Annotated in this window: 31 protein-coding genes; 16 read left to right on the forward strand and 15 right to left on the reverse strand. The window is 66.3% G+C overall.

Annotated elements, in window-relative coordinates; all coding sequences use genetic code 11:
• Positions 1–65: 65 nt before the first annotated feature.
• From IFT87_RS05640 to IFT87_RS05665, 6 genes are read right to left on the reverse strand one after another with little or no spacing between them, the layout of a single operon-like run.
• Entirely contained in the window at positions 66–977 is a 912-nt protein-coding gene (locus IFT87_RS05640) for a ParB/RepB/Spo0J family partition protein (protein ID WP_037528581.1), read from the reverse strand.
• 10 nt (positions 978–987) lie between these two features.
• Positions 988–1770, reverse strand: coding sequence for a ParA family protein (locus tag IFT87_RS05645; protein ID WP_031396158.1), 783 nt, complete (start codon positions 1768–1770; stop codon positions 988–990).
• A complete protein-coding gene (rsmG, locus tag IFT87_RS05650; RefSeq protein WP_037528578.1) occupies positions 1767–2387 on the reverse strand; it encodes a 16S rRNA (guanine(527)-N(7))-methyltransferase RsmG in 621 nt (206 codons plus the stop codon). Before rsmG ends, IFT87_RS05645 begins: the two co-directional genes overlap by 4 nt.
• Complete coding sequence (mnmG, locus tag IFT87_RS05655) at positions 2384–4219, reverse strand: tRNA uridine-5-carboxymethylaminomethyl(34) synthesis enzyme MnmG (protein ID WP_192007855.1); 1836 nt, start codon at positions 4217–4219, stop codon at positions 2384–2386. The genes rsmG and mnmG overlap by 4 nt, the downstream gene beginning before the upstream one ends.
• A gap of 54 nt (positions 4220–4273) precedes the next feature.
• Positions 4274–5554, reverse strand: a complete 1281-nt coding sequence (mnmE, locus tag IFT87_RS05660; RefSeq protein ID WP_192007857.1) for a tRNA uridine-5-carboxymethylaminomethyl(34) synthesis GTPase MnmE — start codon at positions 5552–5554, stop codon at positions 4274–4276.
• A gap of 8 nt (positions 5555–5562) precedes the next feature.
• Complete coding sequence (locus tag IFT87_RS05665; RefSeq protein WP_031440901.1) at positions 5563–5817, reverse strand: DUF6489 family protein; 255 nt, start codon at positions 5815–5817, stop codon at positions 5563–5565.
• Positions 5818–5873: 56 nt separating this feature from the next.
• On the opposite strand from IFT87_RS05665, the gene IFT87_RS05670 reads away from it, so the two are divergent.
• Positions 5874–6347, forward strand: a complete 474-nt coding sequence (locus tag IFT87_RS05670) for a methylated-DNA--[protein]-cysteine S-methyltransferase (RefSeq protein ID WP_166746577.1) — start codon at positions 5874–5876, stop codon at positions 6345–6347.
• Positions 6344–7045 (forward strand): dienelactone hydrolase family protein, encoded by a 702-nt coding sequence (locus IFT87_RS05675; RefSeq protein WP_192007859.1) that lies wholly within the window; start codon positions 6344–6346, stop codon positions 7043–7045. Before IFT87_RS05670 ends, IFT87_RS05675 begins: the two co-directional genes overlap by 4 nt.
• A 287-nt stretch (positions 7046–7332) precedes the next feature.
• Here the strand turns inward: IFT87_RS05675 and IFT87_RS05680 are convergent, their stop codons facing one another.
• From IFT87_RS05680 to hemE, 4 genes are all read right to left on the reverse strand, one after another.
• Complete coding sequence (locus IFT87_RS05680) at positions 7333–8052, reverse strand: TerC family protein (protein WP_037528574.1); 720 nt, start codon at positions 8050–8052, stop codon at positions 7333–7335.
• A gap of 237 nt (positions 8053–8289) precedes the next feature.
• On the reverse strand, positions 8290–9546 hold the full coding sequence (gene rho, locus IFT87_RS05685; RefSeq protein WP_192007861.1) for a transcription termination factor Rho: 1257 nt from the start codon (positions 9544–9546) through the stop codon (positions 8290–8292).
• Between the two features lie 273 nt (positions 9547–9819).
• Complete coding sequence (locus IFT87_RS05690; RefSeq protein ID WP_031440904.1) at positions 9820–10281, reverse strand: CopD family protein; 462 nt, start codon at positions 10279–10281, stop codon at positions 9820–9822.
• Positions 10278–11306 carry a uroporphyrinogen decarboxylase gene (hemE, locus tag IFT87_RS05695; RefSeq protein ID WP_051916478.1) on the reverse strand — a complete coding sequence of 343 codons (1029 nt, stop codon included), beginning with the start codon at positions 11304–11306 and terminating at the stop codon, positions 10278–10280. Before hemE ends, IFT87_RS05690 begins: the two co-directional genes overlap by 4 nt.
• A gap of 349 nt (positions 11307–11655) precedes the next feature.
• Between hemE and IFT87_RS05700 the strand changes: the two genes are divergently transcribed.
• The 11 genes from IFT87_RS05700 (at position 11656) to IFT87_RS05750 (ending at position 18736) form a co-directional block, all read left to right on the forward strand.
• Positions 11656–12471 (forward strand): pyruvate, water dikinase regulatory protein, encoded by an 816-nt coding sequence (locus IFT87_RS05700; protein ID WP_031440906.1) that lies wholly within the window; start codon positions 11656–11658, stop codon positions 12469–12471.
• Positions 12468–13061, forward strand: a complete 594-nt coding sequence (locus IFT87_RS05705; protein WP_031440907.1) for a Maf family protein — start codon at positions 12468–12470, stop codon at positions 13059–13061. The genes IFT87_RS05700 and IFT87_RS05705 overlap by 4 nt, the downstream gene beginning before the upstream one ends.
• A 126-nt stretch (positions 13062–13187) precedes the next feature.
• On the forward strand, positions 13188–14003 hold the full coding sequence (locus IFT87_RS05710) for a shikimate dehydrogenase family protein (RefSeq protein WP_031440908.1): 816 nt from the start codon (positions 13188–13190) through the stop codon (positions 14001–14003).
• A complete protein-coding gene (gene coaE, locus IFT87_RS05715; protein WP_031440909.1) occupies positions 14000–14587 on the forward strand; it encodes a dephospho-CoA kinase in 588 nt (195 codons plus the stop codon). Before IFT87_RS05710 ends, coaE begins: the two co-directional genes overlap by 4 nt.
• 7 nt (positions 14588–14594) lie before the next feature.
• Complete coding sequence (gene dnaQ, locus IFT87_RS05720) at positions 14595–15287, forward strand: DNA polymerase III subunit epsilon (RefSeq protein ID WP_031395100.1); 693 nt, start codon at positions 14595–14597, stop codon at positions 15285–15287.
• A gap of 49 nt (positions 15288–15336) precedes the next feature.
• Complete coding sequence (gene hpf, locus IFT87_RS05725) at positions 15337–15933, forward strand: ribosome hibernation-promoting factor, HPF/YfiA family (protein WP_031395099.1); 597 nt, start codon at positions 15337–15339, stop codon at positions 15931–15933.
• A 101-nt stretch (positions 15934–16034) separates the two neighbouring features.
• Positions 16035–16502 carry a PTS sugar transporter subunit IIA gene (locus IFT87_RS05730; RefSeq protein ID WP_107931477.1) on the forward strand — a complete coding sequence of 156 codons (468 nt, stop codon included), beginning with the start codon at positions 16035–16037 and terminating at the stop codon, positions 16500–16502.
• Positions 16492–16971 carry a PaaI family thioesterase gene (locus IFT87_RS05735; RefSeq protein WP_031395097.1) on the forward strand — a complete coding sequence of 160 codons (480 nt, stop codon included), beginning with the start codon at positions 16492–16494 and terminating at the stop codon, positions 16969–16971. The genes IFT87_RS05730 and IFT87_RS05735 overlap by 11 nt, the downstream gene beginning before the upstream one ends.
• Positions 16972–16981: 10 nt before the next feature.
• On the forward strand, positions 16982–17308 hold the full coding sequence (locus IFT87_RS05740) for a DUF1491 family protein (RefSeq protein ID WP_031440911.1): 327 nt from the start codon (positions 16982–16984) through the stop codon (positions 17306–17308).
• A gap of 189 nt (positions 17309–17497) precedes the next feature.
• Positions 17498–18121, forward strand: coding sequence for a cell wall hydrolase (locus IFT87_RS05745; protein WP_235188388.1), 624 nt, complete (start codon positions 17498–17500; stop codon positions 18119–18121).
• A 117-nt stretch (positions 18122–18238) separates the two neighbouring features.
• Positions 18239–18736, forward strand: a complete 498-nt coding sequence (locus IFT87_RS05750) for an MmcB family DNA repair protein (protein ID WP_031440913.1) — start codon at positions 18239–18241, stop codon at positions 18734–18736.
• Between the two features lie 60 nt (positions 18737–18796).
• Here IFT87_RS05750 and IFT87_RS05755 read toward each other — a convergent pair whose 3' ends face one another.
• A complete protein-coding gene (locus IFT87_RS05755; RefSeq protein ID WP_249403228.1) occupies positions 18797–19453 on the reverse strand; it encodes an ankyrin repeat domain-containing protein in 657 nt (218 codons plus the stop codon).
• Between the two features lie 74 nt (positions 19454–19527).
• On the opposite strand from IFT87_RS05755, the gene IFT87_RS05760 reads away from it, so the two are divergent.
• From IFT87_RS05760 to IFT87_RS05770, 3 genes are read left to right on the forward strand one after another with little or no spacing between them, the layout of a single operon-like run.
• Entirely contained in the window at positions 19528–20127 is a 600-nt protein-coding gene (locus IFT87_RS05760) for an SCO family protein (RefSeq protein WP_037528571.1), read from the forward strand.
• On the forward strand, positions 20124–20558 hold the full coding sequence (locus tag IFT87_RS05765) for a YcgN family cysteine cluster protein (RefSeq protein ID WP_031395091.1): 435 nt from the start codon (positions 20124–20126) through the stop codon (positions 20556–20558). Before IFT87_RS05760 ends, IFT87_RS05765 begins: the two co-directional genes overlap by 4 nt.
• Positions 20559–20562: 4 nt before the next feature.
• A complete protein-coding gene (locus tag IFT87_RS05770; RefSeq protein ID WP_192007862.1) occupies positions 20563–21237 on the forward strand; it encodes a YgjP-like metallopeptidase domain-containing protein in 675 nt (224 codons plus the stop codon).
• Here the strand turns inward: IFT87_RS05770 and IFT87_RS05775 are convergent.
• The 4 genes from IFT87_RS05775 to IFT87_RS05790 form a co-directional block, all read right to left on the reverse strand.
• Entirely contained in the window at positions 21213–23372 is a 2160-nt protein-coding gene (locus IFT87_RS05775; RefSeq protein WP_192007864.1) for a transglycosylase domain-containing protein, read from the reverse strand. The two genes, IFT87_RS05770 and IFT87_RS05775, sit on opposite strands and share 25 nt — an antisense overlap.
• A gap of 119 nt (positions 23373–23491) precedes the next feature.
• Positions 23492–24577, reverse strand: a complete 1086-nt coding sequence (locus IFT87_RS05780) for an NAD(P)/FAD-dependent oxidoreductase (protein ID WP_342211133.1) — start codon at positions 24575–24577, stop codon at positions 23492–23494.
• Entirely contained in the window at positions 24574–25272 is a 699-nt protein-coding gene (locus IFT87_RS05785; RefSeq protein WP_031440918.1) for a methyltransferase domain-containing protein, read from the reverse strand. Before IFT87_RS05785 ends, IFT87_RS05780 begins: the two co-directional genes overlap by 4 nt.
• The gene (locus IFT87_RS05790; RefSeq protein ID WP_037532050.1) at positions 25266–26396 is read right to left on the reverse strand and encodes a type III polyketide synthase; all 1131 of its coding nucleotides are present in this window, start codon (positions 26394–26396) and stop codon (positions 25266–25268) included. Before IFT87_RS05790 ends, IFT87_RS05785 begins: the two co-directional genes overlap by 7 nt.
• Positions 26397–26476 lie beyond the last annotated feature (80 nt).

The raw sequence follows: 26476 nt of genomic DNA on the forward strand, positions 1-26476 counted from the left end.
AGCCCGCTGAATTCCCCCCGTCAGGCGGACGTACCGGAGGGAAGGAACCGCTTCCCCCCGGACGTTCAGATCGCCCCGCCCGTCAGCCGCTGGCACACCATGTCGAGCTGATCGAGCGTCGAATAACTCAGCGTCAGCGTGCCGCCGGTCTCACTATGTGCAACCCGCACCTGAAGCCCCAGCAGATCGGCCAGTTGCCGCTCAAGCGCCGCGATATCCGCATCGGGGATCCGCGCCTCGTTCGCTGCAGTCGCCGCACCCCCGCCCGACCGGGTCCGGCCCGGCTTGGCATCACGCGCCAGCTTTTCGGTCTCGCGCACCGATAGGCCGCGGGCGATCACCTGGTCCGCCAGTGTCTCGACATCGGGCGAACCGAGCAGCGCGCGCGCATGGCCCATCGACAGCGATCCTTCGACCACCTGCGACTGAACCTGCGCAGGCAGTTCGAGCAGCCGCAACAAATTGGCGACATGGCTGCGCGACTTATGGACGATCTTGGCCAGCACCTCCTGCGTATGGCCATATTCGCCCGCCAGCCGCTGATAGGCCTGCGCCTCCTCGATCGCGTTGAGATCCTCACGCTGGATATTCTCGATCAGCGCAATTTCGAGCGTTTCGGCGTCGTCGAAGTCGCGGACAACCACCGGGACCTCGTGCAAACGCGCCCGTTGCGCCGCGCGCCAACGGCGCTCGCCCGCGACGATCTGATAATCATGGCCGTGCGGCCGGACGATGATCGGCTGGATCAAGCCGCGTGCGGCGATCGAGGCGGCAAGTTCACTCAGCATCGCTTCGTCGAAATGTCGGCGGGGCTGGTCCGGATGCGGCGACAGCGAACTGACCGGCAGCATGCGCACGCCGCTATTGGTCGGCGCATCACCGCTCGCGCTGACCGGCGCCTCGCGGGCCATCTCGCCCAGCAGCGCGTTCAGCCCGCGGCCGAGCCCCGGCCGGCCGCGCTTGGTACCTTCACTCATGCCAATACCCTCACGCGGCTGCTCGTGCAGATACCGGAAGCCGGCCGATCATCTCGCGGGCAAGCGCGATATACGCCTGCGATCCGCTGCAGCGATGGTCGTAGATCAGCGCCGGAAGTCCGTGACTGGGCGCTTCCGACAGCCGTACGTTGCGCGGGATGACCGTTTCGAACACGACCTTGCCCAGCACCGCGCGGACATCCGCCGAGACCTGATCGGTCAGCCGGTTGCGGCGATCATACATTGTCAGCGCAACGCCGAGGATCGACAGGCCGGGGTTGAACCGCTGACGGATACGTTCGACCGTGCTGAGCAACTGCGACAGGCCCTCGAGCGCGAAGAATTCGCACTGGAGCGGCACGAGCAGCGCATCCGCTGCAACCATCGCATTAATCGTCAGCAGCCCGAGCGAAGGCGGACAATCGATCAGCGCGATATCCCAATGCCCGGTCGAGTCCTGCATCGCACGATCGAGCCGATGCGTCCGCGCATCGAATTCGACGAGCTCGATCTCTGCTCCCGACAGATCGACCGTCGCGGGGATCACGTCGAGCCGGGGTACGCGGCTGTGCACCACGGCCTGGTCGATCGTCGCTTCGCCGATGAGGACGTCATAGCTTGATTTGACGCGTTGCGCATGGCCGATGCCAAGGCCGGTCGAGGCGTTGCCCTGCGGGTCGATATCGACCAGCAGCACCCGCATTCCCGTCGCCGCCAATGCGGTCGCGAGATTGATGGCACTGGTGGTCTTGCCCACCCCACCCTTCTGATTGGCGACCGCGATGGTGATCATCGCGCGCGGACTCGATCCAGAACCACGATAGACGACTCCGGGTTCGTGACGCTTTGTTCCACGTGGAACATAAAGTGCCAAGGCTTCTGAAGCGCGGTGATCTCTGCCTCGTCGAGACGCCCCCGAGGCAATAGCCACCGCGTCTCTGTTGTGGCGCAGTGCGCCGCGCCACGCAAAAGGTTTTCGAGCGAGGCGACCGCGCGCGCCGAAATGATCCGGGCCGTTGAAGTGACGGACTCGACCTTGGTCGGATGCACCCGGACCTGCTCGCCAAGCCCCAGCCGGGCGACGCAGAGCTGGAGAAAGTCCGCGCGACGCCGACGTGGTTCGACAAGATCGACCGGCCCGTCGCGCACCAGCGCGACGACCATGCCGGGAAATCCGCCTCCGGTCCCGATGTCGAGCCAGCGCATCACATCTGTCTCCGGGCTCGCGAGTGCAACCAGTTGAAGCGAGTCGACGACATGCCGGTCCCAGATCGTCGGGATCGTCGACGGTGCGATCAAATTCTGATGCGCGGCTTCCTCGACGACCATCGCGACGAACGCCGCAACCCGCTCGGTCGCGACGGGGCCAAACCGCTCGAGGACCCAGGTCCGTGCTTCGTCTTCGGTCATGCCGGCACTCGTTTCGTATGGAGAAGCACCGCAGACAGCGCCGCGGGCGTGATGCCCCGGATCCGTGCCGCAGCGGCCAAGGACAGCGGTCGTGCCGCACTCAATCGGTCGATCATCTCGTTCGACAGACCCGGGACCCGATCATAGGCAAGATCCTGGGGTAACAGGATCGCCTCGTCCGCCCGCAACCGCGCGACCTCCTGCGCCTGTCGTTCGATATAGGGAGCGTAGCGCGCATCCTCGACGACCTCGTCGACCACCGCCGCCGGGATTCCGATCGCTGCATCAGGCGCGACATGCGCAAGCTTCACGCCCTCGAAGCGCAACCAGTCGAACGCCGTCCGCCGCGCGCCATCACGCCCCACCGCAACGCCCTGATCCGCGATCTCGGTCGCGGTGCGTTCGCCGTGCAGCGCGGATCGGAACCGGGCCCGGTCTTCGCCACGCGCGCGCTGATGGGCAAGCCGCGCGGTGCCGAGGCATCCCGCCGCCTCCGCGATCCCACCAAGCCGTGTCTCGGCATTGTCCGCGCGAAGCGACAGCCGGAACTCGGCACGCGCGGTCAGCATCCGGTATGGCTCGGTGACGCCCTGCAGGACAAGGTCGTCGATCATCACGCCGAGATAGCTCGACGCGCGGTCGAGGATCACCGGTGCGAGATCACAGGCATGCGCCGCCGCATTGAGCCCGGCGACCAGCCCCTGCCCCGCTGCCTCTTCATAGCCCGTGGTCCCGTTGAGCTGGCCGGCGCAGAACACGCCGTCGATCGCGGGAAGCGCCAATCGCGTATCGAGCGCGCGCGGATCGATATAATCATATTCGACGGCATAGCCCGGCATCGTCATCACGACACGCTCAAGCCCGGGAATGCTCACGAGCATCGCTGCCTGCACCTCGACTGGCAAGGACGTCGACAGACCATTCGGATAGATCGTCGGGTCGTCGAGGCCCTCGGGTTCGAGAAACAGCTGATGGCCGTCGCGGTCACCGAAGCGCGAGACCTTGTCCTCGATCGATGGACAATAACGCGGCCCTGCCGCCTCGATCGCGCCGGTGAACAGCGGCGACCGGTGGAACGCGGCGCGGATGATCGCATGCGTCTCGTCCGTCGTCCGCGTGATCGCACAGGCAACCTGCGGCAGGATGCGGCCGGTGGTCATCGGCGACATCGTCCATGGCTCGGGATCGGAGGGCTGCTCGGCAAGCGCGCCCCAGTTGATCGTCCGCCCGTCGAGCCGTGGCGGGGTCCCAGTCTTCAACCGCGCCATGGGCAGCGCGCGCGCGCGGAGCTGGTCCGCCAGTGGCTTCGCCGCGCGCTCGCCGATCCGGCCCCCTTCCTCGCGGTCATCGCCACGGAAGATCCGCCCGCCCAGGAACGTCCCAGTCGCGAGCACCACCGCGCGCGCTGCGACCACGGCGCCGTCGGCAAGCACGACACCTGCGACGCGACCACCCTCCAGATGCAGCGCGCTGACCTCGCCGGCGATGATCGACAGGTTCGGCGTCGCCGCCAGCTGTGCCTGGATCGCCGCTGCATAGAGCCTGCGGTCGGCCTGGATCCTCGGCCCCTGGACCGCGGATCCTTTGCTGCGATTGAGCATCCGGTGATGGATCGCTGCGGCATCGGCAGCACGACCGATCAGCCCGTCAAAGGCATCGACCTCGCGCACCATATGGCCTTTGCCAAGCCCGCCTATCGCCGGGTTGCATGACATCGCACCAATCTGCCGCGCGTCGAACGACACCAGCGCAGTACGCGCGCCCCTCCGCGCTGCCGCGGCTGCGGCCTCGGTCCCGGCATGGCCACCGCCAACCACCACTACATCGAACATGCCATCGCCGTAGAGCGACGCGACGATCGCGTCAAAGTTGTTCCACGTGGAACATCACTTGCCGATGCAGAACCGGCCGAACAGTGCATCGAGCATCTCGCCGGTCGCATCGAGACCGAGCACTGCGGCGAGCCCGGTCCGAGCTTCGCGGAGATGCTCCGCAACGATCAACGGGTCCGTGCCCGCCGCACGCAGTGTCGCCGCAGCCCGCTCGCAGCGTAGGCGCTGATCCGCCTTGAGCGCCAGATCGTCATTGCGGGGAAGCAGCGCGGCTGCGCGATCATGGACCACGGCCCAGAGCCGGTCGAGCGATGCCTGATCGCTTTGTGAGAAGGCAATTACCCGACCGGGCGGAACGCCCCCGTCCCGCCCCGGCAGATCGGCTCGGGCGTGAACCCAGATCGCATCCTCGCGTGGCGGCGCCGTGTCGGCCAGCCACAGCAGCAGGTCCGCCGTCTCCATCGCGGTCTCCGCCCGGGCGACGCCGATCGCCTCGATCGGATCGAGCGTATCGATCAGACCAGCGGTATCAGTCAGGACATAGGCGACCCCGTTCCGCAGGACCGGGACATCGATGCGATCACGCGTCGTCCCAGAGATCGGCGAGACGATCGCGGCATCGCGCTCCCCCATCAGATTGAGCAACGTCGATTTCCCGCTGTTGGGCGGGCCGCCGATCACGACGCGAAGGCCGTCTTTCAGCCGCTCGACCGGGGGGCTCGCCACCACCGTCTCGATCTCAGCCGCCAGCGCTGAGAGATCGGCGAGCACCGCGTCGAAGGCCGCCGCATCGCTGGTCACGTCGTCCTCGTCGGCAAAGTCTAGCATCGCCTCGATCCGTGCGGACAGCATCGCGACCGCGTCCATCCAGCCGCGTACCGCCTGGCTCACCCGCCCCTCGGTCGCGGTGATCGCAGCAACACGCTGCGCCTCGGTTTCGGCCTCGAGCAGATCGGCTAGCCCTTCGGCCTGGGTCAGGTCGATGCATCCGTTGCCAAGCGCACGGCGGGTAAATTCGCCCGGCTCGGCCAGTCGTAACCCGGTCATCGCCGCCAGCGTGCGTTCGACTGCAGCGATGACCGCCCGCCCCCCGTGGCAGTGGAGCTCGACCAGATCCTCGCCCGTCGCAGTGGTCGGGCCCGGAAAGACGATCACCAATGCGCGATCGAGCATCGTCCCGCTCGCATCGCGCAGACCACGCAAACTGGCATGCCGCGCGGCAGGGAGCGGCCCGGCGAGCGCGACCGCCGCCGCAAACGCCTGGGGCCCCGATATCCGCACCACTGCGATCGCCGCGGGCGGGCGCCCGCTCGACACTGCAAAGATCGTCGTCATTCTGTTACTCAACCGCCAGTCTTGCCGGTCTGCGTCGCGCCGTCGAACATCCGTTTCCAGAACGCCATCCCCGCCTCGCCCATCGGCTGCCACCCGCGCATCATCGTCTCGATCATCTCAGGCTGCATCGCCCCGTCGCCGAGCCCGGGCATCGCCTCGATCATCATCGCGACATAGCGGTCATGGATCGGCGTCAGGTCGGGCAGCCCGACCGCGCGGCGGGCCTCTTCGGGCGTGCATTCGATTTCGATGTTCATCTTCATGGACGGCCCTTTCGGTGGCGCTTGAGCCGCACGGCGGGGCACGGCATAGCGTGGCAATGTATGCGCGGGATGCCGCCTCGATCGCAACGCCTATCGGGCTGATCCGCGTGACCGGCAGCACCGACCGGATCGACGCGATCGCGATCGACCGGGACGGCATCGTCGAGGCGACCATGAACCCGGTGATCCGCGAAGCGCTTCGCCAGTTCGACGCGTATTTTGCCCGCCGTCTCACCGTCTTCGACCTTCCGCTCGCGCCATCGCTGACGCCCCGCGGCGACGCGCTGCGCCAGGCGATCGTTGCGGTCCCTTATGGCCGGACCGCCAGCTATGGCGATCTCGCGCAGGCGATCGGGTCGAGCCCGCGTGCGATCGGCCAAGCCTGTGCGCGCAATCCGTTTCCGATCGTCGTCCCCTGCCACCGAATTCTCGGAGCCGGGGGCGGGCTTGGTGCGTATTCCGCAGGCCAAGGCCCGATCACAAAATCCCGGCTGCTCGATCTCGAACGGCCGCAAGGAGGATTGCTATGACCAACACCACCACCATACCGACGCTCGCGGGCGACGGCAGCTTCACCGCCTATCGCGCGGTCCCCGCCGGCACGCCCAAGGCCGCAATCGTCGTGATTCAGGAAATCTTCGGGGTGAATGCCGGCATCCGCCGCAAGTGCGACACGCTCGCCGAGGCCGGCTATCTCGCAATCGCCCCGGACCTGTTCTGGCGGCTGGAGCCGGGGATTGAGCTCGACCCGGACGTGAAGCCCGAATTCGAGCGTGCACTCGAACTCATGGGCCAGTTCGACCAGGACAAGGGTATCGCCGATATCGAGGCAACGATCCGCGCCGCGCGCAGCGAACTCGGTGACGGCGCAAAGGTCGGCGCGGTCGGCTATTGCCTCGGTGGCCGCCTCGCCTTCATGACCGCCGCGCGCACCGACATCGATGCGAGCGTCGGCTATTACGGTGTCGGGATCGATGGCCTGCTCGGCGAGAAGCACGCGATCGCAAACCCCGTGCTGCTCCACGTTCCCGAGGAGGATCATTTCGTCGACAAGGACGCGCAGGCGGCGATGCACGCCGGGCTCGACGATCATCCCAAGGTCACGATCTACGATTATGCGGGCGAGGATCACGGCTTCGCGACCGAGTTCGGCGAGCGCCGGTCGGATGCGTCGGCCAAGCTGGCGGACGAACGCACCGCGGCATTTTTTGCCGAGCATCTGGGGTGAAGACGATTTCGGGCATGATGACCGGCCCGCTCGACATCATCGAGGATACCGACATTAGCGGGATGGTCACTGGAAAGGTCCGCGTGGGTCTGAATTGCCGGCTGCGCGTCTAAGGAATGGTGACCGGGAAGATCTATCTTGCCAAGGGTGCCGAGGTCGACATTCCCGGGATGTTCAACGGCAAGATCATCCGCCGCTGATCCCTCCGAACGCGCCCCCCTCGCCAAAAAAAAGGCCTCGCCGGACGATCCCGGCGAGGCCCTTTTCTTATCCGGACGCTGCCCCGATCAGCCGAGCAGCGAGACGATCCCGAGCGTTTCGCCGGTACCGGTCCAGCCCTCGTAGATCATCTTCACCGCAACCACGAGGATCACCGCCAGGCCGATATAGGCGATCCAGCGATAGCGGTTGATGATCCGCGCGATGAAGTTCGCTGCCAGGCCCATCATCGCGACCGACAGCAACAGGCCGATCACGAGGATCCCCGGATGCTCGCGCGCTGCGCCCGCGACCGCGAGCACATTGTCGAGGCTCATCGACACGTCGGCGACCGCGACCGCCCAGGCGGCGCTGGCAAAGCCCTTGGACGACTTGATCCCCGAGCGTTCGTCACCCTCGATTTCCTCGGAGCCGGCGTTTTCCGCACCCTCGCGGATTTCACGCCAGAACTTCCAGCTGACCCACAGCAGCAGCAGGCCGCCCGCAAAGATCAGCCCGACGATCCCCATCAGCCACGTCACGATCAGGGCGAAGAAGATGCGCAGAACGAGCGCGGCGCCGATGCCGATCAGGATGACCTTCTTCCGCTGGTCAGCAGGAAGCCCCGCGGCGAGCGCGCCGACGACGATCGCATTGTCGCCCGCGAGGACGAGGTCGATCATCAGGACCGATCCGAACGCGGCCAGCGCCTTCGGGTCGCCGAGATTGGAGAAGTCGGCGACGATGTGCTGCCAGATTTCCAGCGGTGAACCGGGTCCGGTTACTCCCGATGCGGCGGTGGCCAGCATGGCGATGATACTCAAGATGTCAGCTCCCGGTGACGGGCCACCACCGACGTGCGGAGATGGCGGATTTCAATGGGTTTCATAGCAAAGCGGCACACGAAAGCCATTGCTCTCGCGTGCCGCATTTTGGGTCGGTCTTCTTGGCCGGACATGGGCGAAGCCCATGTCGTCGGTCGGGGCGCTGCCCCGCCGGCCGAACCGGAGCGAGTCCTGCGCCAGCTTGTCGCAGGCCGCCCTCGGTTATTGATTCATGCTGTCGAAGAAATGCTCGTTGGTCTTCGAATCCTTCATCTTGTCGAGCAGGAACTCCATCGCGTCGATCGTGCCCATCTGCATGAGGATGCGACGCAGGACCCACATCTTGGAGAGCTTGGCCTTGTCGACCAGCAGCTCTTCCTTGCGGGTACCCGACTTGCCGACGTCGAGCGCCGGGAAGATGCGCTTGTCCGCGACCTTGCGATCGAGCACGATTTCCGAGTTGCCGGTGCCCTTGAACTCCTCGAAGATCACCTCGTCCATGCGGCTGCCCGTGTCGATCAGCGCGGTCGCGATGATCGAGAGCGAGCCGCCCTCCTCGATGTTGCGCGCGGCACCGAAGAAGCGCTTCGGACGCTGCAGCGCGTTCGCATCGACACCACCGGTCAGGACCTTGCCCGACGACGGCACGACGGTGTTGTAGGCACGACCCAAACGCGTGATCGAGTCGAGCAGGATCACCACGTCCTTCTTGTGCTCGACCAGGCGCTTGGCCTTTTCGATGACCATCTCCGCGACCTGCACGTGGCGCTGCGCGGGTTCGTCGAACGTCGAGCTGACGACCTCGCCCTTCACGCTGCGCTGCATGTCGGTGACTTCCTCGGGGCGCTCGTCGATCAGCAGGACGATCAGGAACACCTCGGGGTGATTGTCGGTGATCGCCTTGGCCATGTTCTGCAACATGACCGTCTTGCCGACACGCGGCGGGGCAACGATCAGCGTGCGCTGGCCCTTGCCCTGCGGCGACACGATGTCGATCACCCGCGCCGACTTGTCCTTGACGGTCGGGTCGGCGGGATCGAGCGTCAGCTTGCTCTCGGGGTAGAGCGGCGTGAGATTGTCGAAATTGACGCGATGGCGGACGACGTCGGGATCGTCGAAATTGACAGCCGTGAGCTTCACCAGCGAGAAATAGCGTTCGCCATCCTTCGGCCCGCGGATTTCGCCCTCGACCGTGTCACCGGTACGCAGGCCGAACTTCCGCACCTGGTTGGGCGAGATGTAGATGTCGTCGGGCCCGGCGAGATAGTTGGATTCGGGTGAGCGCAGGAAGCCGAAGCCGTCAGGCAGCACTTCGATCGTGCCGAGCCCCATGATCTGGTCGCCATTGTCCGCCTGCACCTTCAGGATCGCGAACAACAGGTCCTGCTTGCGCAGCGTCGAGGCGCTCTCGACCCCCAGTTCCTCGGCCAGCTGGACCAGCTCGGCGGGCTTCTTCTTCTTCAGGTCTTTGAGATGCATGGGGATTTCCGGATAGCGATCAACGGGAACAGGTTCGGTCTGCGGGTGCGCTGGAAAGCGGAACTGGGCGAGCCGAACAGGCAGGACCACACGACCGGGCAGGACGCCAGGAGGCCGTGCTGGTAATCGGGGTAGAATTGAGGGGACGGTTAGTCAAGCAGAGACGGGGCGACCGCCCTCACCGTCATCCTGGGCTCGACCCAGGATCCAGAGCCACAAACGGTGTCTTCCGCCGCCCCGGATCCTGGATCAAGTCCAGGATGCCGTGGGGAATCAGAACGGCTTGACGATCACCAGCACGACGATGAGCGTCACCGCCAGCGCGGGAATCTCGTTGAGCATCCGCAACTGCTTCCCCGTCAACGTCGGCTTCCCCGCCGCGAGCTTCTTCGCATAGCCGACCGTCCAGCCATGATAGCCCGTCAGCAGGAACACCAGCAGCAGCTTGAGATGCAGCCACCCCAGCCCCGGCGCGCCATCCGCCAGTCCCAGATTCAGCGCAAGCGCGAGCCCCAGCACCCAGACGACGATCATCGCCGGCGTCAGGATGATCTTCCGGATCTTGCCCTCGCGCTCGATCCAACTCGCCGCCTCGGCTGCATTGCCCGCGGCCAGCGCCTCCTGATGATAGACGAGATAGCGCGGTAGCATGAACAGCCCCGCCATCCAGAAGATCACGAAGATCAGGTGCGCGGCCTTCACCCAGTCATAGGCCGCCCCGAGAAAACCGCTCATGTCGTGCTCCTGACGCGGGCGATCAGTTGCTCGACATGCGCGATCGGCGTGTCGGGCAGGATACCATGCCCCAGATTGAAGACGTGCGGACGATCACCGAACGCCCCGAGAATCCGGTCGATCGCCGCATCGAGGTCCGCACCGCCCGCGATCAGCGCGAGCGGATCGAGATTGCCCTGCACCGGCAGGTCGGCGGGCAGCGACGCGTGCGCCCAGACCGGATCGACCGTCTCGTCAAGCCCGATCGCATCGGCACCCGTCTCGCGCGCATAGGCGGGAAGCTTGCCCCCTGCCCCCTTCGGAAAGCCGATCACCGGCACGCCGGGGCAGCGCGCATGGAGTTCGTCGATAATCCGCGCGGTTGGCGCGATCACCCAGCGTTCGAACTGCGCGGGCGATAGCGATCCCGACCAGCTGTCGAACAGCTGAACCGCATCCACCCCCGCCTCGATCTGGCGGACGAGATACTCGACGGTGTTGTCGGCGATCGCATCGATGATCGCGCCGAAGGCTGCCGGATCGCGATAGGCGAAACGCCGCGTCTCGCCCTGATCCTTGCTGCCCTTGCCTGCCACCATATAGGTCGCAACCGTCCAGGGAGACCCCGCAAAGCCCAGGAACGTCGTCTCGGGCGGCAAGGCCTCGGCGACCCGTGCGACGGTCTCGTAGACCGGCTCCAGCCGCTCCGGCACCGACTGCAGGCGATCGAGCGCATGATCGACCAGCGCGGGTTCGAGCCGCGGCCCCTCGCCCACCCCGAAGCTCAGATCCTGCCCCAGCGCCCAGGGAATCATCAGGATGTCCGAGAACAGGATCGAGCCGTCGAAGCCGAACCGGCGGATCGGCTGCAGCGTCACCTCGGCGGCGGCCTCGGGATCGGTCGCGAGCGCGAGGAACCCGCCCTTTTCCGCTCTGAGCGCGCGATATTCGGGAAGATAGCGCCCGGCCTGGCGCATCAGCCACAGCGGCGGGGTCGCCTGACGGTCGCCGTGCAACGTCGCCAGAAGCGGCTTGAAGGTCGGCACATTGGGGGTCGGATCGGTCAGCGGAGCACCCTTCTTCTACTATAAGAAGATTCAAGAAAGAGGTTGTTGCAGTGGTTGGGCGGTTGATCACGGGACTTATGCGGTGATCCCGGAAATGCCAACAGCTTGACCTCTGCACACCCGTACAAACGCGCTGATTCGATTCAACCGTTCCCGCAACCCACACCCTGTGGATAACTTTTCGGCCTGTGCGCGGCCCTGTGGATAAAAGGTGACTTATCCACAGGAACCGGCCCGCTTGGCGGGAGGCATGAGTTACGCTAGCCCTTATTCGCATGTTATCCACAGATTCATCCCGATGCCCCCCCGCGGCAGGGCTACGCGACCTATGATACGGCTCCATCTTCACCTGCTGTCGGACTCGACGGGCGAGACGCTGGAGAACATCGCCAAGGCGGCGCTCGCGCAATATGACGATGTCGAGACCGTCCGCCATTTCTGGCCGATGGTCCGTACCGAGGCGCATCTCGAGCGCATCCTTCAGGAGGTCGCACAGAATCCCGGGCTCGTGATCTTCACCCTGGTGAACCCCGCGACGCGGCGGATCCTCGAACAACGCTGCCTCGCACTCGGGCTGCCCGCGGTCGCGCCGCTCGATCCGGTCAACGATGCACTGTCGGGACTGCTGGGTCAGCAGGCCAAGGCGCGGCCGGGTCGTCAACACGTCCTCGACGCCGCCTATTTCGCGCGTGTCGACGCGATCCAGTGGACGATCGCACATGACGACGGGATCGCGTGGGAAGAATGGGAGGAGGCCGATATCGTCCTCGCCGGCGTCTCGCGCTCGTCGAAGACGCCGACCTCGATCTATCTTGCCAACCGCGGCTACAAGACCGCGAACATCCCGATCGTCGTCGAAAGCCCGCCGCCGAAGATCCTCTACGCCTTGCGAAAGCCGCTGATCGTCGGGCTGACGACCAGCGCCGACCGGCTGATCCAGGTGCGCCGCAACCGGCTGCTGTCGCTGCATCAGGCACCGGACACCTCCTATGTCGAGGAAGAGGCCGTGATGCGCGAACTCGCCTTTGCGCGGCGGATGTTCGCGGACAATGGCTGGCCGGTGATCGACGTGACACGGCGGTCGATCGAGGAAACCGCGGCGGCGATCATCGCGCTGTGCAACCAGCGCCGGCCCGAGGCATGAGCTTCCTGATTCTCGCGTCGCAGAGTGCGTCGCGTCGCGCGATGCTCACTGCGGCGGGCGTCGCGTTCGATGCGACCTTTGCGGGTGTCGACGAGGATGCGGCGAAGGCGGCCCTGGTCACGCTCTCGCCGCGCGATCTGGCCGACGCGCTTGCCGAGCTCAAGGCAACGAAGGTCTCGACGCGGATGCCGGGGCATTTCGTCCTTGGCAGCGACTCGCTCGTCGCGCTGGAGGATGGCACGATCCTCGACAAACCGGTCGATCGCGATGACGCGGCCGCGCATCTGCGACGGATGTCGGGCACGCATCATGACCTGTGGAGCGCGGCGGTCATCGCGGAGAATGGCCGACCGGTGTGGCGCCATGTCGAACGCGCGCGGATGCATGTCCGGCCGCTGTCCGACGCGTTTATCGAAACCTATCTCGATGCCGAGTGGCCTGCGATCGCGGGGTGTGTCGGCTGTTATCGGATCGAGGGTCCGGGCGCGCAGCTCTTCACGAAGATCGACGGCAGCCAGTTCACCGTTCTCGGCATGCCGCTGCTTAACGTGCTCGATTTTCTCCGGACCCGCGGTGCACTCCCCGCCTAGCGCGTGGGCCGCTGACGGGCATCGGCGTTCGTCTGGCAATCCCGGCGGTATCGATTACACGCGATCGATGCGCGGTGGGCGGCGTCGAACGCCGGCCAGCCAGCCCGGGATCTTATGGAGCTCTGAATGACCCCTCGCCCCTATGCCGAAGTGATCGGCGATCCGATCGCTCAATCGAAATCGCCGCTGATCCACGGCTTCTGGCTCGACGCGCTCGGGATCGACGCCGAGTACCGGCACCAGCACGTCACCGCGGAAGAGCTTCCGGCCTATTTCGCCGAGCGGAAGAGCGATCCCGCATGGCGGGGCTGCAATATCACGATGCCGCACAAGCTGGCGGCGCTCGACCACGTGTGCGACCCCGGCGACGTCCGGGGGTCGATCGGCGCGGTCAATACCGTCTTCCGCAACTCCGCCGGCGACTGCATCGGTACAAATACCGATGCCGCGGGGTTCTGGGCGCCGATCGATGATCTCGATATCGCCGGCCAGCCCGTCACGGTGATCGGTGCAGGCGGCGCGGCGCGGGCGATCCTCTTCGCCCTGTCGCGCATGGGCGTCGGTCCGGTGACGATCCTCAACCGCAATCCTTTGAAGGCGGCGGCGTTGCTGTCGACATTCGGGCTCAAGGGACAGGCGCTGCCGATCGGTCCGGCGGTCCCGCCGTCGCGGCTGCTGGTCAATGCGAGCATCCTCGGCATGGCCGGCCAGCCGCCCCTCGACCTCGATCTCGGCGCGCTCGATCCCGACTCGCTCGTGTATGACATCGTCTACGCGCCGCTCGAGACCGGACTGCTCAAGGCCGCCCGCGCGCGCGATCTCGAAACCGTCGACGGGCTCGAGATGCTGATAGGTCAGGCGGCGGTCGCGTTTGAGATTTTGTTCCACGTGGAACCCCCGCGGGACCGCGACGAGGCCTTGCGCGCGCTGCTCACCGCATGATCATCGGGCTTACCGGGTCGATCGGCATGGGCAAATCCGCCGTCGCCGCGATGTTCGCGGAGGAAGGCGTCCCCGTCTTCGACGCCGATGCGACGGTCCACCAGCTGCAGAGTGTCGGCGGCCGACTCGTCGCACCGATCGGCGCCGCGTTTCCCGGCACCGTCCAGGACGGCGCGGTCGACCGTACACGCCTGGGGGCGGCGGTGTTCGGCGACGACGATGCGATCCGCCGTCTCGAGGCGATCGTGCATCCCGCGGTCGGTGAGGAGCGTCAGGCGTTTCTCGATTCTCATGCCGGCGCACTCGTCGTGTTCGACGTGCCGCTGTTGTTCGAAACCGGTGGTGACGCGCGAGTCGACTGTATCGTCGTCGTGACCGCCGCCGCCGAGGTCCAGCGGGCCCGCGTGCTCGCCCGCCCCGGCATGACCGTCGAGCGTTTCGCCGCGATCCTCGCCCGCCAGACACCCGATTCCGAGAAACGCGCGCGTGCCGATCATGTCATTCGCACCGACACGAGCTTCGACGAAACCCGCGCGCAGGTTCGTGCGGTGATCGCTTGCGTGACGGGACGTGAGCGCCGATAACAGCCGGATGCGTGAGATCGTCTTCGATACCGAAACCACCGGCCTCAGCTTTTCCGGTGGCGATCGCATGGTCGAGATCGGCTGTGTCGAGATGGTCAACCGGGTCGAGACCGGGCGCACTTTCCACGCCTATTACCATCCCGAACGGGACATGCCGGTCGAGGCGTTCAACGTCCACGGGCTGAGCCAGGCGTTTCTCGCCGACAAGCCGCGGTTCGGCGACGGCGTGGCGGACCTGCTCGATTTCGTCGGCGATGCGCCGATGATCGCCCATAATGCGAGCTTCGATTTCTCGTTTCTCAACGGCGAACTCGTCAAATGCGGACGGCCGATCATTCACCTGAACCGGATGATCGATACGCTGCAGATCGCCCGCAGCCGTCATCCGGGCGCGAAGCATTCGCTTGATGCGCTGTGTTCGCGGTTCGGGATCGATCGGAGTCACCGCGTTCTCCACGGCGCGCTGCTCGACGCGCAGCTTCTGGCGCAGGTCTATGTCGAGCTGTTGGGTGGTCGCCAGATCGGTCTCGGCCTGCTCAGCGAGCGAACCGTCACCGCCGCGACTCCGGTCGTCGCACCGGCGCCTCGTGTCGTTCGGCAACCGCGTGTTTTCACGGTCAGCGAGGGAGACCTTGCGGCCCATGCCGCGTTTATGAAGGGGATCAAGGATCCGATTTGGGGGGCCGTGGCGTCCGGATGACGCCGGGCGGACGGAGCCAATAGGACCGTCCGATGAGAAGGAGACGATAATGGATATCCGGATTTCTGGTCATCAGGTCGCCACTGGCGATGCGCTCAACAGCCATGTGGAAGACCGACTCCAGGGTATCGCCGACAAGTATTTCTCGCGCGCCATTTCCGCCGAGGTCACGTTCGGCAAGGGGCCGCATGATGCCGGCTTCAAATGCGATATCGTCGCGCATGTCATGAAGGGGCTGGTGCTCAAGGGCCATGCCGATGCCTATGACGCCCGTGCCGCGTTCGACAGCGCCGCGGCCAAGATCGAAACCCAGCTTCGCCGCTATATGCGCCGCCTGAAGGATCGCCATGCCGGTGAAGCCGTGGCGATCGCGGAAAGCAACGGCTATGACAATGCAAGCTATACGCTGTTTCAGGAGCAGGTCACCGAGGACGATGCCCCCGATGCGCCCCTGATCATTGCCGAGACGCGCGTCGACATCCCCGAGGCCAGCGTATCCGACGCGGTGATGATGCTGGATCTTCGCAATACAGCCGCACTATTGTTCATGAATGCGGGTACTGGCGCGCATAACATGGTTTATCGCCGCGGTGACGGCACGATCGGCTGGGTCGAACCGCAACGCTCCGCATCCGCCGCACCATAATAGAGCGCGCGAGCCGCAACAGCTGTTGTGACGCTGCGCTTTACGCCCCCGTGCAAACCGTTAAGGCGGGGCGTGCGGGGGCGCTTTGAGACATGAACAGCATGAATGACTTCAGTGATATGCTGCGTCCGGACGCGGTCCTGACCGGCATGGTCGCGGCAAACAAAAAGGCCGTGCTTCACCATGTCGCCACGCTTGCTGCCGACATTGTCGAAGGCGACGCAAAAACTATCGCGGACCGTCTGATTGCCCGCGAAAAGCTGGGTTCGACGGGATTTGGCGGTGGTGTCGCGATTCCCCATGCCAAACTCGACGGACTGACGCAGGTTACGGCTGTGTTCGCGCGACTGGCGCAGCCGATCGATTTTCAGGCCGTCGACGATCTGCCCGTCGATCTCGTCTTCATGCTGTTGTCGCCGACCGATGCCGGCGCGGTTCATCTGAAGGCACTGGCGCGGATATCGCGCCGGCTGCGCGACAAGCTGTTCCTGGACAAGCTGCGCGGTGCGGGTTCGACCGATGCGCTCTATGCGCTGTTCACCGCCGATGCGGTCCGCGATGCCGCCTGAACTGGCCTCCGCCGGCGCCGAGGCACATTTTCGTGCGCTGGAATCGCTCTACGCCTGTGCGCCGATCAACCGCTTCTTCGAATCGACGCTCGAGATACCGGAGGCCGGCGTTGCGCGGATCCGGTTCACGATCGACGAACGTCATTATCACGCCGGCGGTGCCGCGCACGGGACGAGCTATTTCAAGATGCTCGACGATGCCGCCTTCTATGCCGCCAACAGTCTCGTCACCGATCGCTTTCTCCTGACGACCGCGTTCAACCTGCTGCTGACCCGCCCGTTAAAGGCGGGGCCGGTCATCGCCGAAGGCCGCTGGATCAGCGGGAAGCGCCGCGTGTTCGTCGCCGATGCCCGGCTGATCGACGCCGAGGGGGAGGAGGCGGCGCGAGGTACGGGTACATTCATGCGCTCGCGGATCGCCCTGGCCGGGCTTCCCGGATACCGCGTCTCGCCGCGCCCGCTGCCGTGATCGTCCTGCGATGAGCGGCCGTCTTCCCAGCGGCGTCCTCGTCAGTGCGCTGCTGCGACGGGTCAACGACGCGGGCGGTTTTGGCGCGGTGCTCGCCAAAGGGGACGCGCAAAGCGGCGCAATCCTAGTGGTCGCCATCGATCGGGGCGCCCTGCCCCGCCTGCTCGAGCGCGGGATCGGCGCCGACGGGCGAACGGCGCTGATCGACTCGACTCCGTCCGAAGACCTCGACGGCTATTGGCGTCGACGGCGGTCGCGCGACCCGGATCTCTGGGTGATCGAGGTGGATGTCGCAGCGGCGGAACGGTTCGCCGCTGAAACGATCCTGGCCGATTGACTCCAAAGTCCCCCCGATAGAGGGGATATTCAACATTGATTGGCGTTGTGCTGGGACGGGTGCGATCCGGATCAGTTACGCAGTCGGGGGGATGCCTGGACGATCGGCTCGTACGATTGGTTCCGTGGTCCAACCGCATCTGAATAAGTTTGAATGACGATTTTGCAGCGGGCCGCAACGATTGCGGTCATGACCTTCTCTCTCGCCGGCCTGTTCGGCAACAGCGCGCCCAGCCAGGCGACCGGCGTCGATCGCTCGACCGCCAGCCTTACCGCACTCGCAAATATAAACGCCCTCTCCTCTCAGAATGTTCCGCAGACCGTTCCCGCCGTGACGCCCGTCACCGCCGTCGAGCCCGCTGCACCGACCGCCGTCCAGACGTCGGCCGAGATCGAAGACGAAGAATTCGAAACGCTCGCCCAGGCCGTTGCCGCGCAGGATAGCGCCGCCGCCGACGAAGCGCTCCAGTGCCTTGCCGGCGCCATCTATTTTGAATCCAAGGGCGAGCCCCTCACCGGCCAGCTCGCCGTCGCCGAAGTCATCATCAACCGCGCCAAGTCGGGTCGTTTCCCCGCCGACGTCTGCGACGTCGTCAAGCAGCGCGGCCAGTTCAGCTTTGTTCGCGGCGGCCAGATCCCCGCGATCAACAAGGGCACGTCGTACCGCACCGCCATCGCCGTCGCGAAGGTCGCACTGGCCGATGCGTGGAACAGCCCGGCCGAGAAGGCGCTGTATTTCAACACCGCCGATCGCCGCCCAGCAGGCCGCGTTATCAAGGTCGCTTCGATCGGCAACCACGTCTTCTATCGCTGATCGACAGCCGATCCGGACAAGGTCCGGTTCATGATCAGCATCCCACCTGCATCGCCAACGCTATAAACAGTCCGTGAACGCGCTTGCGTCGTTCGCGGATTGTTCTATTTCTGGCGCATGCTCGACAACCCCCCGGACTCCTGCATCGACGAACCCGGATCGCCCCTATGTGCCGCCGACGTGGCACGCGGCGTGATCCGGATGTTGTTGCGCCACGACCTGACCGCGATGGCGGAGGTTCCCCTCGACGGGGGGCGTCGCGCCGATCTGATGGCGATCGATGCCCGCGGGCAGATCGTCGTCGTCGAGATCAAGGTGTCGCGCGCGGATCTGGTCGGGGATGGCAAATGGCCCGAATATCTCGGGCATTGCGATCGCTATTTCTGGGCGGTGCCGGCCGGGTTCGACATGCGGCCGCTGCAGGGGGCGGCGTTTCTGCCCGAACGTACCGGGATCATCGTCGCTGACCGCTATGACGCCGCGATCGTCCGCGAGGCGCATACGACCCCCCTGCCCGCGCATGTCCGCAAGCGCTGCACGCTGGCCTTCGCCAGACGCGCCGCACGCCGCCTGATCGCACAGGTCGATCCCGACGCCGCCGGTCTCGCCTTCTGATCCGGCTGGCGGCTGACCCTCCCGATTGGCGGCAGGATCAGCCGCCCGGCGACGTGATCGTCAGAATTTCGGCCCCGCGACCGCCTTGCGGGTCTTCTTTGGCGCATCGGCCAGCAGCTTGGTCACCACGACGTTGCGACCATCCTGCTTGGCATAATCGCGCGCCGACATGCCGGCGATGATATCCGCCTGATCCGGATCGGCGTTTTCGGTGAGCAGCACGCGGATCATGGCAATGTCGCGGCGCTGAACGGCGCGGATCAACGGCGTTTCCCCTGCCGAATTGGCAAGATTCGGATTGGCGCCGGCGGCGGCCAGGATCGGGATCATGTCGGTCTGGCCGAGCGTCACCGCGAGCAGCAGCGGCGTGTTGCCCTTGCCGTCGCGCAGATTGGCGTCGGCGCCCTTTTGCAGCAGGAACCGAAGATAGGTCTCATCGGCGCGTTTGATGACGATGTGCAGCGCGCCCTCGCCTGTCGAGACGTCGCGCGCATTGACGATGCTGCTGCCCGGACGTCCGAGCATTTCGAGGACCTCGTTGTTCTTCGACTCGCGCACCGCGTTCAGGAATTTATAGCCTTCCGACTGGTTCTGCGCGTGTGCGACACGCGGGGCGATCACGGTGGCAACGGGAAGCGCTATCACGGCTCCCATCAACAGGGCGCCCATGGTCTTGGCGCCCGTCGTCAGGGCGGGGCACTGGCGGATATACGACATCGATAGATCCTCGGGACGCGGGTGATGTGCGACGCTTGCGCCGCACGGGCTAACAGATCAAGGCTGGCTGTATCATGACCAATCGACGCCCCGCCCTTCTCGCCGCCCTCGCGCTTGCGGCGTGCAGCCCCTCTGCGCCCGATACGAGCGCGGCGCCCGCGACGCCGCCGCTTGCCGGCGCGCGGATCGGCGGGCCGTTCACGCTCGTCGATCAGGACGGGCAACAGGTCAGCGACCGCCGGTTCGCGGGCAAATACCGGATCATGTATTTCGGCTACACCTTCTGTCCCGACGTCTGTCCGACCGACATGCAGACGATCGGCGGCGCGATGAAATTGCTCGAGGCCAGCGACCCGGCGCTCGCGGCGCGGATCGTGCCGATCTTCGTGACCGTCGATCCGACGCGTGACACCCCTGCGGTCGTCAAGCAGTTCGTCACCGCCTTTCATCCGCGCATCGTCGGGCTCACCGGCAGTCCCGCTGCGATCGAGACGGTGAAAAAGGAATTCGCGATCTTCTCGGCCAAGGGGGATGCCGCGTCCGGTGGCGGTTACCTCGTAAACCACTCGCGTCAGGCCTATCTGATGGATCCGGACGGCAAGCCTCTCGCGCTGCTGCCACAGGATAAGGGACCACAGGCCTTGGCCGACGACATCAAGCGCTGGGCCCGATGAGCGCCAGATTCTGGGAAGACACGCCGATCGAGAAGCTCGACCGCGGCCAGTGGGAAGCCCTGTGCGACGGTTGCGGCAAATGCTGCATCCACAAGCTCGAGGACGAGGATACCGGCGAGCTCGTCGCGACCAATGTGTCGTGCCGGCTGCTCGACCGGCGCAGCGGCCAGTGTTCGGACTATCGGCACCGCCACGCCTATGTCGCCGAATGCGTGCGGCTGACGACGTCGAATGTCCGCGATATCGACTGGCTGCCCTCGACCTGCGCCTACCGCCTGCGAGCGGCGGGCGAGCAGCTTCCCGAGTGGCATTATCTCGTCTGCGGCGATCGCGAGGCGGTCCACCGCGCCAAACAGTCGGTCCGCGGCTGGACGATCAGCGAGGACGAGGCCGGCGAACTCGAATATCACGTGATCGACCGCGAACTCTGACCCGGTGATCGACGGCCTCGAGATCATCCGGCATCCGCGCGCGCGCCGGGCACGGTTGTCGATCGATCCCGCCAGCGGCCGCGCCCGGCTCGTCCTGCCCAAGCGGGCGGCCTTGAAGCAGGCACTGGCCTGGGCGGAGGAGAAGGCGGACTGGATCGCCGAGCAGCGCGCGCGTCTACCGCAGCCGCAGCCTTTCGTTCCCGGCGCGGTCGTGATGGTCGCCGATGAGCCGGTGACGATCCACTGGACCCCCGGCAGCCGGCGCACAGTGGTCCGTGAGGGGGCGATCCTGTCGCTGTCCGGTCCCGTCGAGACGATTCCCCGCCGTGTGGAGGCATGGCTCAAGCATACCGCGCTGGGCCTGCTGGACCAGGAAACCGCCGAATATGCCGCCAAGGCGGGGGTGAGCGTCACGCAGGTCGCGATCGGTGATGCCAGGGGCCGCTGGGGCAGCTGCGCGTCGAGCGGGGTGATCCGCTACAGCTGGCGGCTGATCCTCGCCCCCGGCTTCGTACGGCGGGCAACGGTGGCGCACGAGGTCGCCCACCGCGTCCACATGAACCACGCGCCCGCCTTCCACGCGCTCGTCGCCGATCTCTATGGTGAGGACCCCACCCCTGCGCGCGTCTGGCTACGCACGCATGGCGCGGCGCTTCACTGGGTCGGTCGATCGTCCTGAAAGCGGTCGCGCGAACTCTCGCGTGACCAGTCCCGCTGGGGCGCGCGCGGCTGCGGCGCGGCGGGATCGCGCCGTGGTGCGTCCCGGCCCGTTACCCTGTCGATCCAGTCCTGGTTCAACTGCTGCTGCGGCACCGGCGGGGCCTGGTCGGACGGGTCCGCATCGGGGCGCGGTATCGGCTCACCCGCCGGGGCATCGCTCGGCATATCCGGAACACCGCCAGGCTCGATCGGATTGCCATTCTCGTCGACCATCATCTGGCCGTTGTCCGGCTGGCCGAAATAGCTCTCCTCATCGGGTTCGAGCTGCCATTCGGGCAGGGTCACCTGCGTCTCGAACTGCTCGATCGGGCGATTGGCCGTGGCGGGCTTCATGAACGCCGCCCAGGCGCGCGCCGGTGCCGTACCGCCGTGCAGTCCGGAGATCGGCTTGGCATCGTCGCGACCCATCCACACGCCGGTGGTGATGCCGCTCGAGAAGCCGAGGAACCAGCCATCCTTCGACGAACTGGTCGTTCCCGTCTTGCCCGCCACCGGGCGGCCGATCTGCGCGGCGCGCCCGGTACCGGTGTTGACCGCGGTCTGCAACAGGTCGGTCATCTCGGCGGCGACATAGGGGGCGACGAGGACGTGGCTGCGATCGACCTCATGCGTGTAGATCGTCTGGCCGTTCGCGGTCACGCGAGTGATGCCATAGGGGGTCACCGCGACGCCCTTGCTCGCGACGCTGGCAAAGGCGCGCGTTATGTCGATCACGCGGACCTCCGACGTGCCCAGCACCATCGAGGGATGCGTGTTGACCGTCGTCGTGATCCCGAACCGCCGCGCCATGTCCGCGACCGTCGTGAAACCGACCTCCTGCCCCAGCTTGGCCGCGACGGTGTTCAGCGAATAGGCAAAGGCCGTACGCAGGCTGACGGCGCCGGAATTGCGCCGCGAATCGTTGCGCGGGCTCCATCCATCGATCGTCACGGGTTCGTCGACGATCGAATCCTCGGGCTTGTGCCCGGCCTCGAGCGCGGCGAGATACACGAACAGCTTGAACGCCGAACCCGGCTGGCGGACCGCCTGCGTCGCGCGGTTGTAGATCGACGACACATAGTCCTTGCCGCCGACCATCGCCTTGACCGCGCCATCGCGGTCGAGCGATACCAGTGCACCTTGCGCACCCGGGGGGGCATTCGCCCGGATCGCGGCATCGGCATCGCGCTGCATCGACAGGTCGAGCGTCGTCCACACCTCGAGCGGCGCCTCGGTCTCGTCGATCAGCGTGTCGAGCTGCGGCAAGGCCCAGTCGGTGAAGTAGCGGACGCTGTTCTGCTTCGGCTCGGGTGCCAGTTTGAGCCCCTGCACATCCGCATCGGCCGCCTCGCTCGCGCTGATGACGCCGGTTTCCGCCATCGTCTTCAGCACGACGCCCGCGCGGCCCATCGCCGCCTCGGCATCGGCGGTCGGCGAATAGTTGGACGGTGCCTTGACGAGCCCTGCGATCACCGCCGCTTCGGCCAGCGACAGGCGGTCCGCCCCGTGCCCGAAGAACTTGCGCGACGCGGCGTCGATCCCGTAGGCGCCGCCGCCATAATAGACCTTGTTGAGGTAGAGTTCGAGAATCTGGTCCTTGCTGAACTTGCGCTCGAGCGCGAACGCCAGGATCCATTCGCGGAACTTGCGCCCGAACTTCTTCTGGTTGTTGAGGAAGACGTTGCGTGCGAGCTGCTGCGTGATCGTCGACCCGCCCTGCGTCCAGCGCCCGCGATCGAACCGGACCTTGACCGAGCGTGCGATCCCGACCGGATCGACGCCGAGATGTGAGCGAAAGCGCCGATCCTCGACCGCGACCGTCGCGTCGCGCATCACCGCGGGGATCTGGCCATAGGAAAGCCATTCGCCGAAACTCGGCCCCATCGACACGATCACGCTGCCATCGGCGGCATGCACCCGGATCATCTGGCCATTGGGCGAGGATTTGAGGCTTTCGAAGCTCGGCAGCTGCGCGCGGGCGATGTAGATCGCGATCACCAGTGCGCCGAACGCGAGGATGGCAATACCGGCGAGAACCTTCAGGAGGAGGACAAACCGGCGGCGCCATGAGGAGCGAGGCCGAGAGGGGCGGGAAGCGGGACGCGCGCGAGCCATGAAGGGTCGACGAAATACGCCTTAACCGCGGCGCCGACAAGCGGTTCGCGTGTGCGCCCGCGGCACGCGCACTCCGCCCGGCGTTTCGTCGACAGTATTCATCGCCGCGCGACGGCGCGTCACGCGCCGATCCGCGTCGCCTGCGCGAGCATTCGGATCAGTACGGGATGCGCAAAGGGGATCAGGTGGGCGGCACCGCGGCTTTCGGCCACCCGGCGCACCGCGCCCGCCACCCCGATCGGCCGCGCGAGCGTCCGCGCCAGCTGCTGCTGCCATGCCGCTGCCCCCCCTGCCCCGTCGGTGCGATAGGCGCGCGCGGCGGCAAGTCCGCTGGCCAGCGCGATGCCCATGCCCTCGCCCGCCAGCGAGGGGATCACCCCCGCCTGATCGCCCAGCCTGTACTGCCCCGCCTGCCCCGTCGTCTGGCGCCAGCCATAGGGGACGTTGGCGATCGCATCGATCGTCGCATCCGGCGCGATCGCGGCGACCCATTCGCCAAGCACAGGCATTGCGCGGCCGAGCTCGGCGAGCAGATCCGCCGGCGTTCCCGCTTCCTGCAACCGCGAGCGATGTACTGCCATGCACAGATTCGCGCTGCCATCCTCCTGCATCGCAAGGCCGGCATAGCCCCGGTCGAAGAGATACAGGTCGATCTGCCCCGCCAGCGCTCGGGCCATCGCCGGCGGGGGCATGATGCGGACGCGTATCCCGAGCGTCGGATCTGTGCCGCGGGCGCTTGCCGGCCGTGCGGTCCCGCGGACATCCGACTTGCCGTTCGCCAGGAACAGCGCGGGCGCGGCGATCACCGCGCCATCGGCGGTCCGCACCTGGCCGTCTTCGATCGCCCGGACGGTCACCCCGCGTTCGATCGCTGCGCCCTGCGCCACCGCGGCGGCGAGCAGAACGGTATCGAGCCGCCGTCGCGATACCGATAGCGCAGGCCTTGGCAGCGCGGCATGCGCGACGTGGCTACCGGCGAAGATCCGGACGGTCGTCGTTCGCGCCGGGTTGAGCTGATCAGGATCGATTCCCAGCCTCGCCAGCGTATCGAGCGTCCGCCAGCTCAGGAACCCGCCGCACAAGGCGTCGCCCGTCTCGCGGCTACGCTCGATCAACAGATGCGGCAGGCCCGCGCGTGCAAGCTCGATCGCGACCGCCGCCCCTGCCGGCCCGCCGCCGACGATCAGCGCGCGCGTCGCGGTCACCGCAGCCGTTCGACGCACAGTCGGAACGGGAACGCCCGGAACACGCGCGCACCGCGGATCCCCGCCTCGTCGAGGATCGCCGGCCATTCGTCGGGCCGGTACGACCGCGCGATCGACAGCGTCCCGTCGTGACGCACCATCGGATGCCAGCGCGCGAGCCGTGCGAGAATCGGAAATCCGCGATGCGCAAACCCGTGGCGATGCAGATCGTTGATCAGCCAGCATCGCGCATGCGTGTCCATGAACCGCAGAAAGGCGATCAGTTGCGCATGGCTCATATGGTGCGCGACCAGGCTGCTGACGATCGCATCCCAGCGGGGTTCCCCACCCGTCTTACCGGCAAGATCGGCGTAATCCCCCGTGACATAGCGGATCGTCGATCCCGTGTCCGTATGCATGCGCGCGGCCTGTTCGCTGCGGGGATTGAGGTCGACCCCGACCAGTTCGGTGTCCACGCCTCGCCTGCCTGCCCAGCGCTCGATCGTCCTCAGCATGTCGCCATCGCCGAACCCGACATCGAGCAGCCTCAGCCGTGTCCGCCCCGCGATGACCCGCTTCAGAAAGGCAAGCGTCGGACGCGCCGCCATCGTCACGACATTCACCTTCGCGAGATCGGCGACCACCGCGGCATAGGTCTCCGGCGACAGGTCGTCGGAGTCCATCAGTTCCTCGGCCTGCGCTCGCGTCGTCAGCATCGCGGTGCGCTTCGGAAGCCGATACCCTCGGCTGCGAGACCCGGGCCGAACGCCAGCGCGACGCCCCGCGCGATGTCCGGCCCGGCGAGCAACCGCTGCAGCACGAACATCAGCGTCGCCGACGACATGTTGCCGTTCGCCGACAGCACCGCGCGCGACGCGTCGAGTGCATCCGCCGGGAGCGTCAGGGCATGCTCGACCGCATCGAGGATCGATCGCCCGCCGGCATGGACCGCCCATCCGTCGACCGTGTCCGCGGGGCGCCCGCCGCTCGCGGCGGCACGGAAGGCGGGATCGGCAAGCGCCTGCGCGATCCGCCCCGGCACTTCTCCGGACAGGTGCATCGCAAAGCCCTGGTCGGTGATGTCCCAGCGGATCAGTGCCTCGCTGTCGGGCAATGCGGTGGCGAACGGCGCTTCGAGTTCGAATCCGCTCTGATCGCTGGTCACCAGCGCCGCGGCGGCACCGTCGCCGAACTGGAGCATCGCCAGCAGCGGCTCGATCTCGGACACCGCCTGCAGGTGCAGCGTGGACAATTCGACGGTGACGACCAGGACGCGCGCCCCGGGCTCTGACCGGACGATATGCCGCGCGCTGCGGAGAGCGACGACCGCGGCATAGCATCCCATGAACCCGATCAGCAGCCGCTCGACCGTCGCGGGCAGCGCGAGCCTGCGGGCGATGATCTGGTCGATGCCGGGCGCGACGAACCCGGTGCAGCTCGCCACCACCAGATGCGTTATCGTGCCGAGCGCGATCGTTTCCTGAAGCGCGGCGATCGCCTCGAGCGCAAGACCGGGTGCGGCGTCGGCATAGATGGCCATCCGCTCGGCGGTGCCGGGATGCGGATCGATCGCGTAAAAGCCGCCGGGATCGACCGGGGACCCGGCGTGCAGCCGCTGCGTGTCGTCGCCGTCGACGCCGTCAGCGACCGCGATTGCCTCGGTCGGCGGCAGCACCGACCAGCGATGCGTGATACCCGATCGACCCGCCATCCGATCGAAGAGTTTGGCCGAACGGGCATCGACCCGGTCGCGTGCCCAGCGGATAAACGCCTCGTGAATGTCATGGCCGGGGACCGCAGTCCCGATCGCGTTCAGATAGGCAGGCAGGGAAGCGGGCACGACATCCTTTCGCACGGTTGATACGGCCAACGCGTGACGTCCGGACATCGGCCCGACATGCGGCCATAACAAGCCCTTGG

The organism is Sphingomonas sp. CFBP 8765, from assembly GCF_014841445.1.
Lineage (GTDB): Bacteria > Pseudomonadota > Alphaproteobacteria > Sphingomonadales > Sphingomonadaceae > Sphingomonas > Sphingomonas aerolata.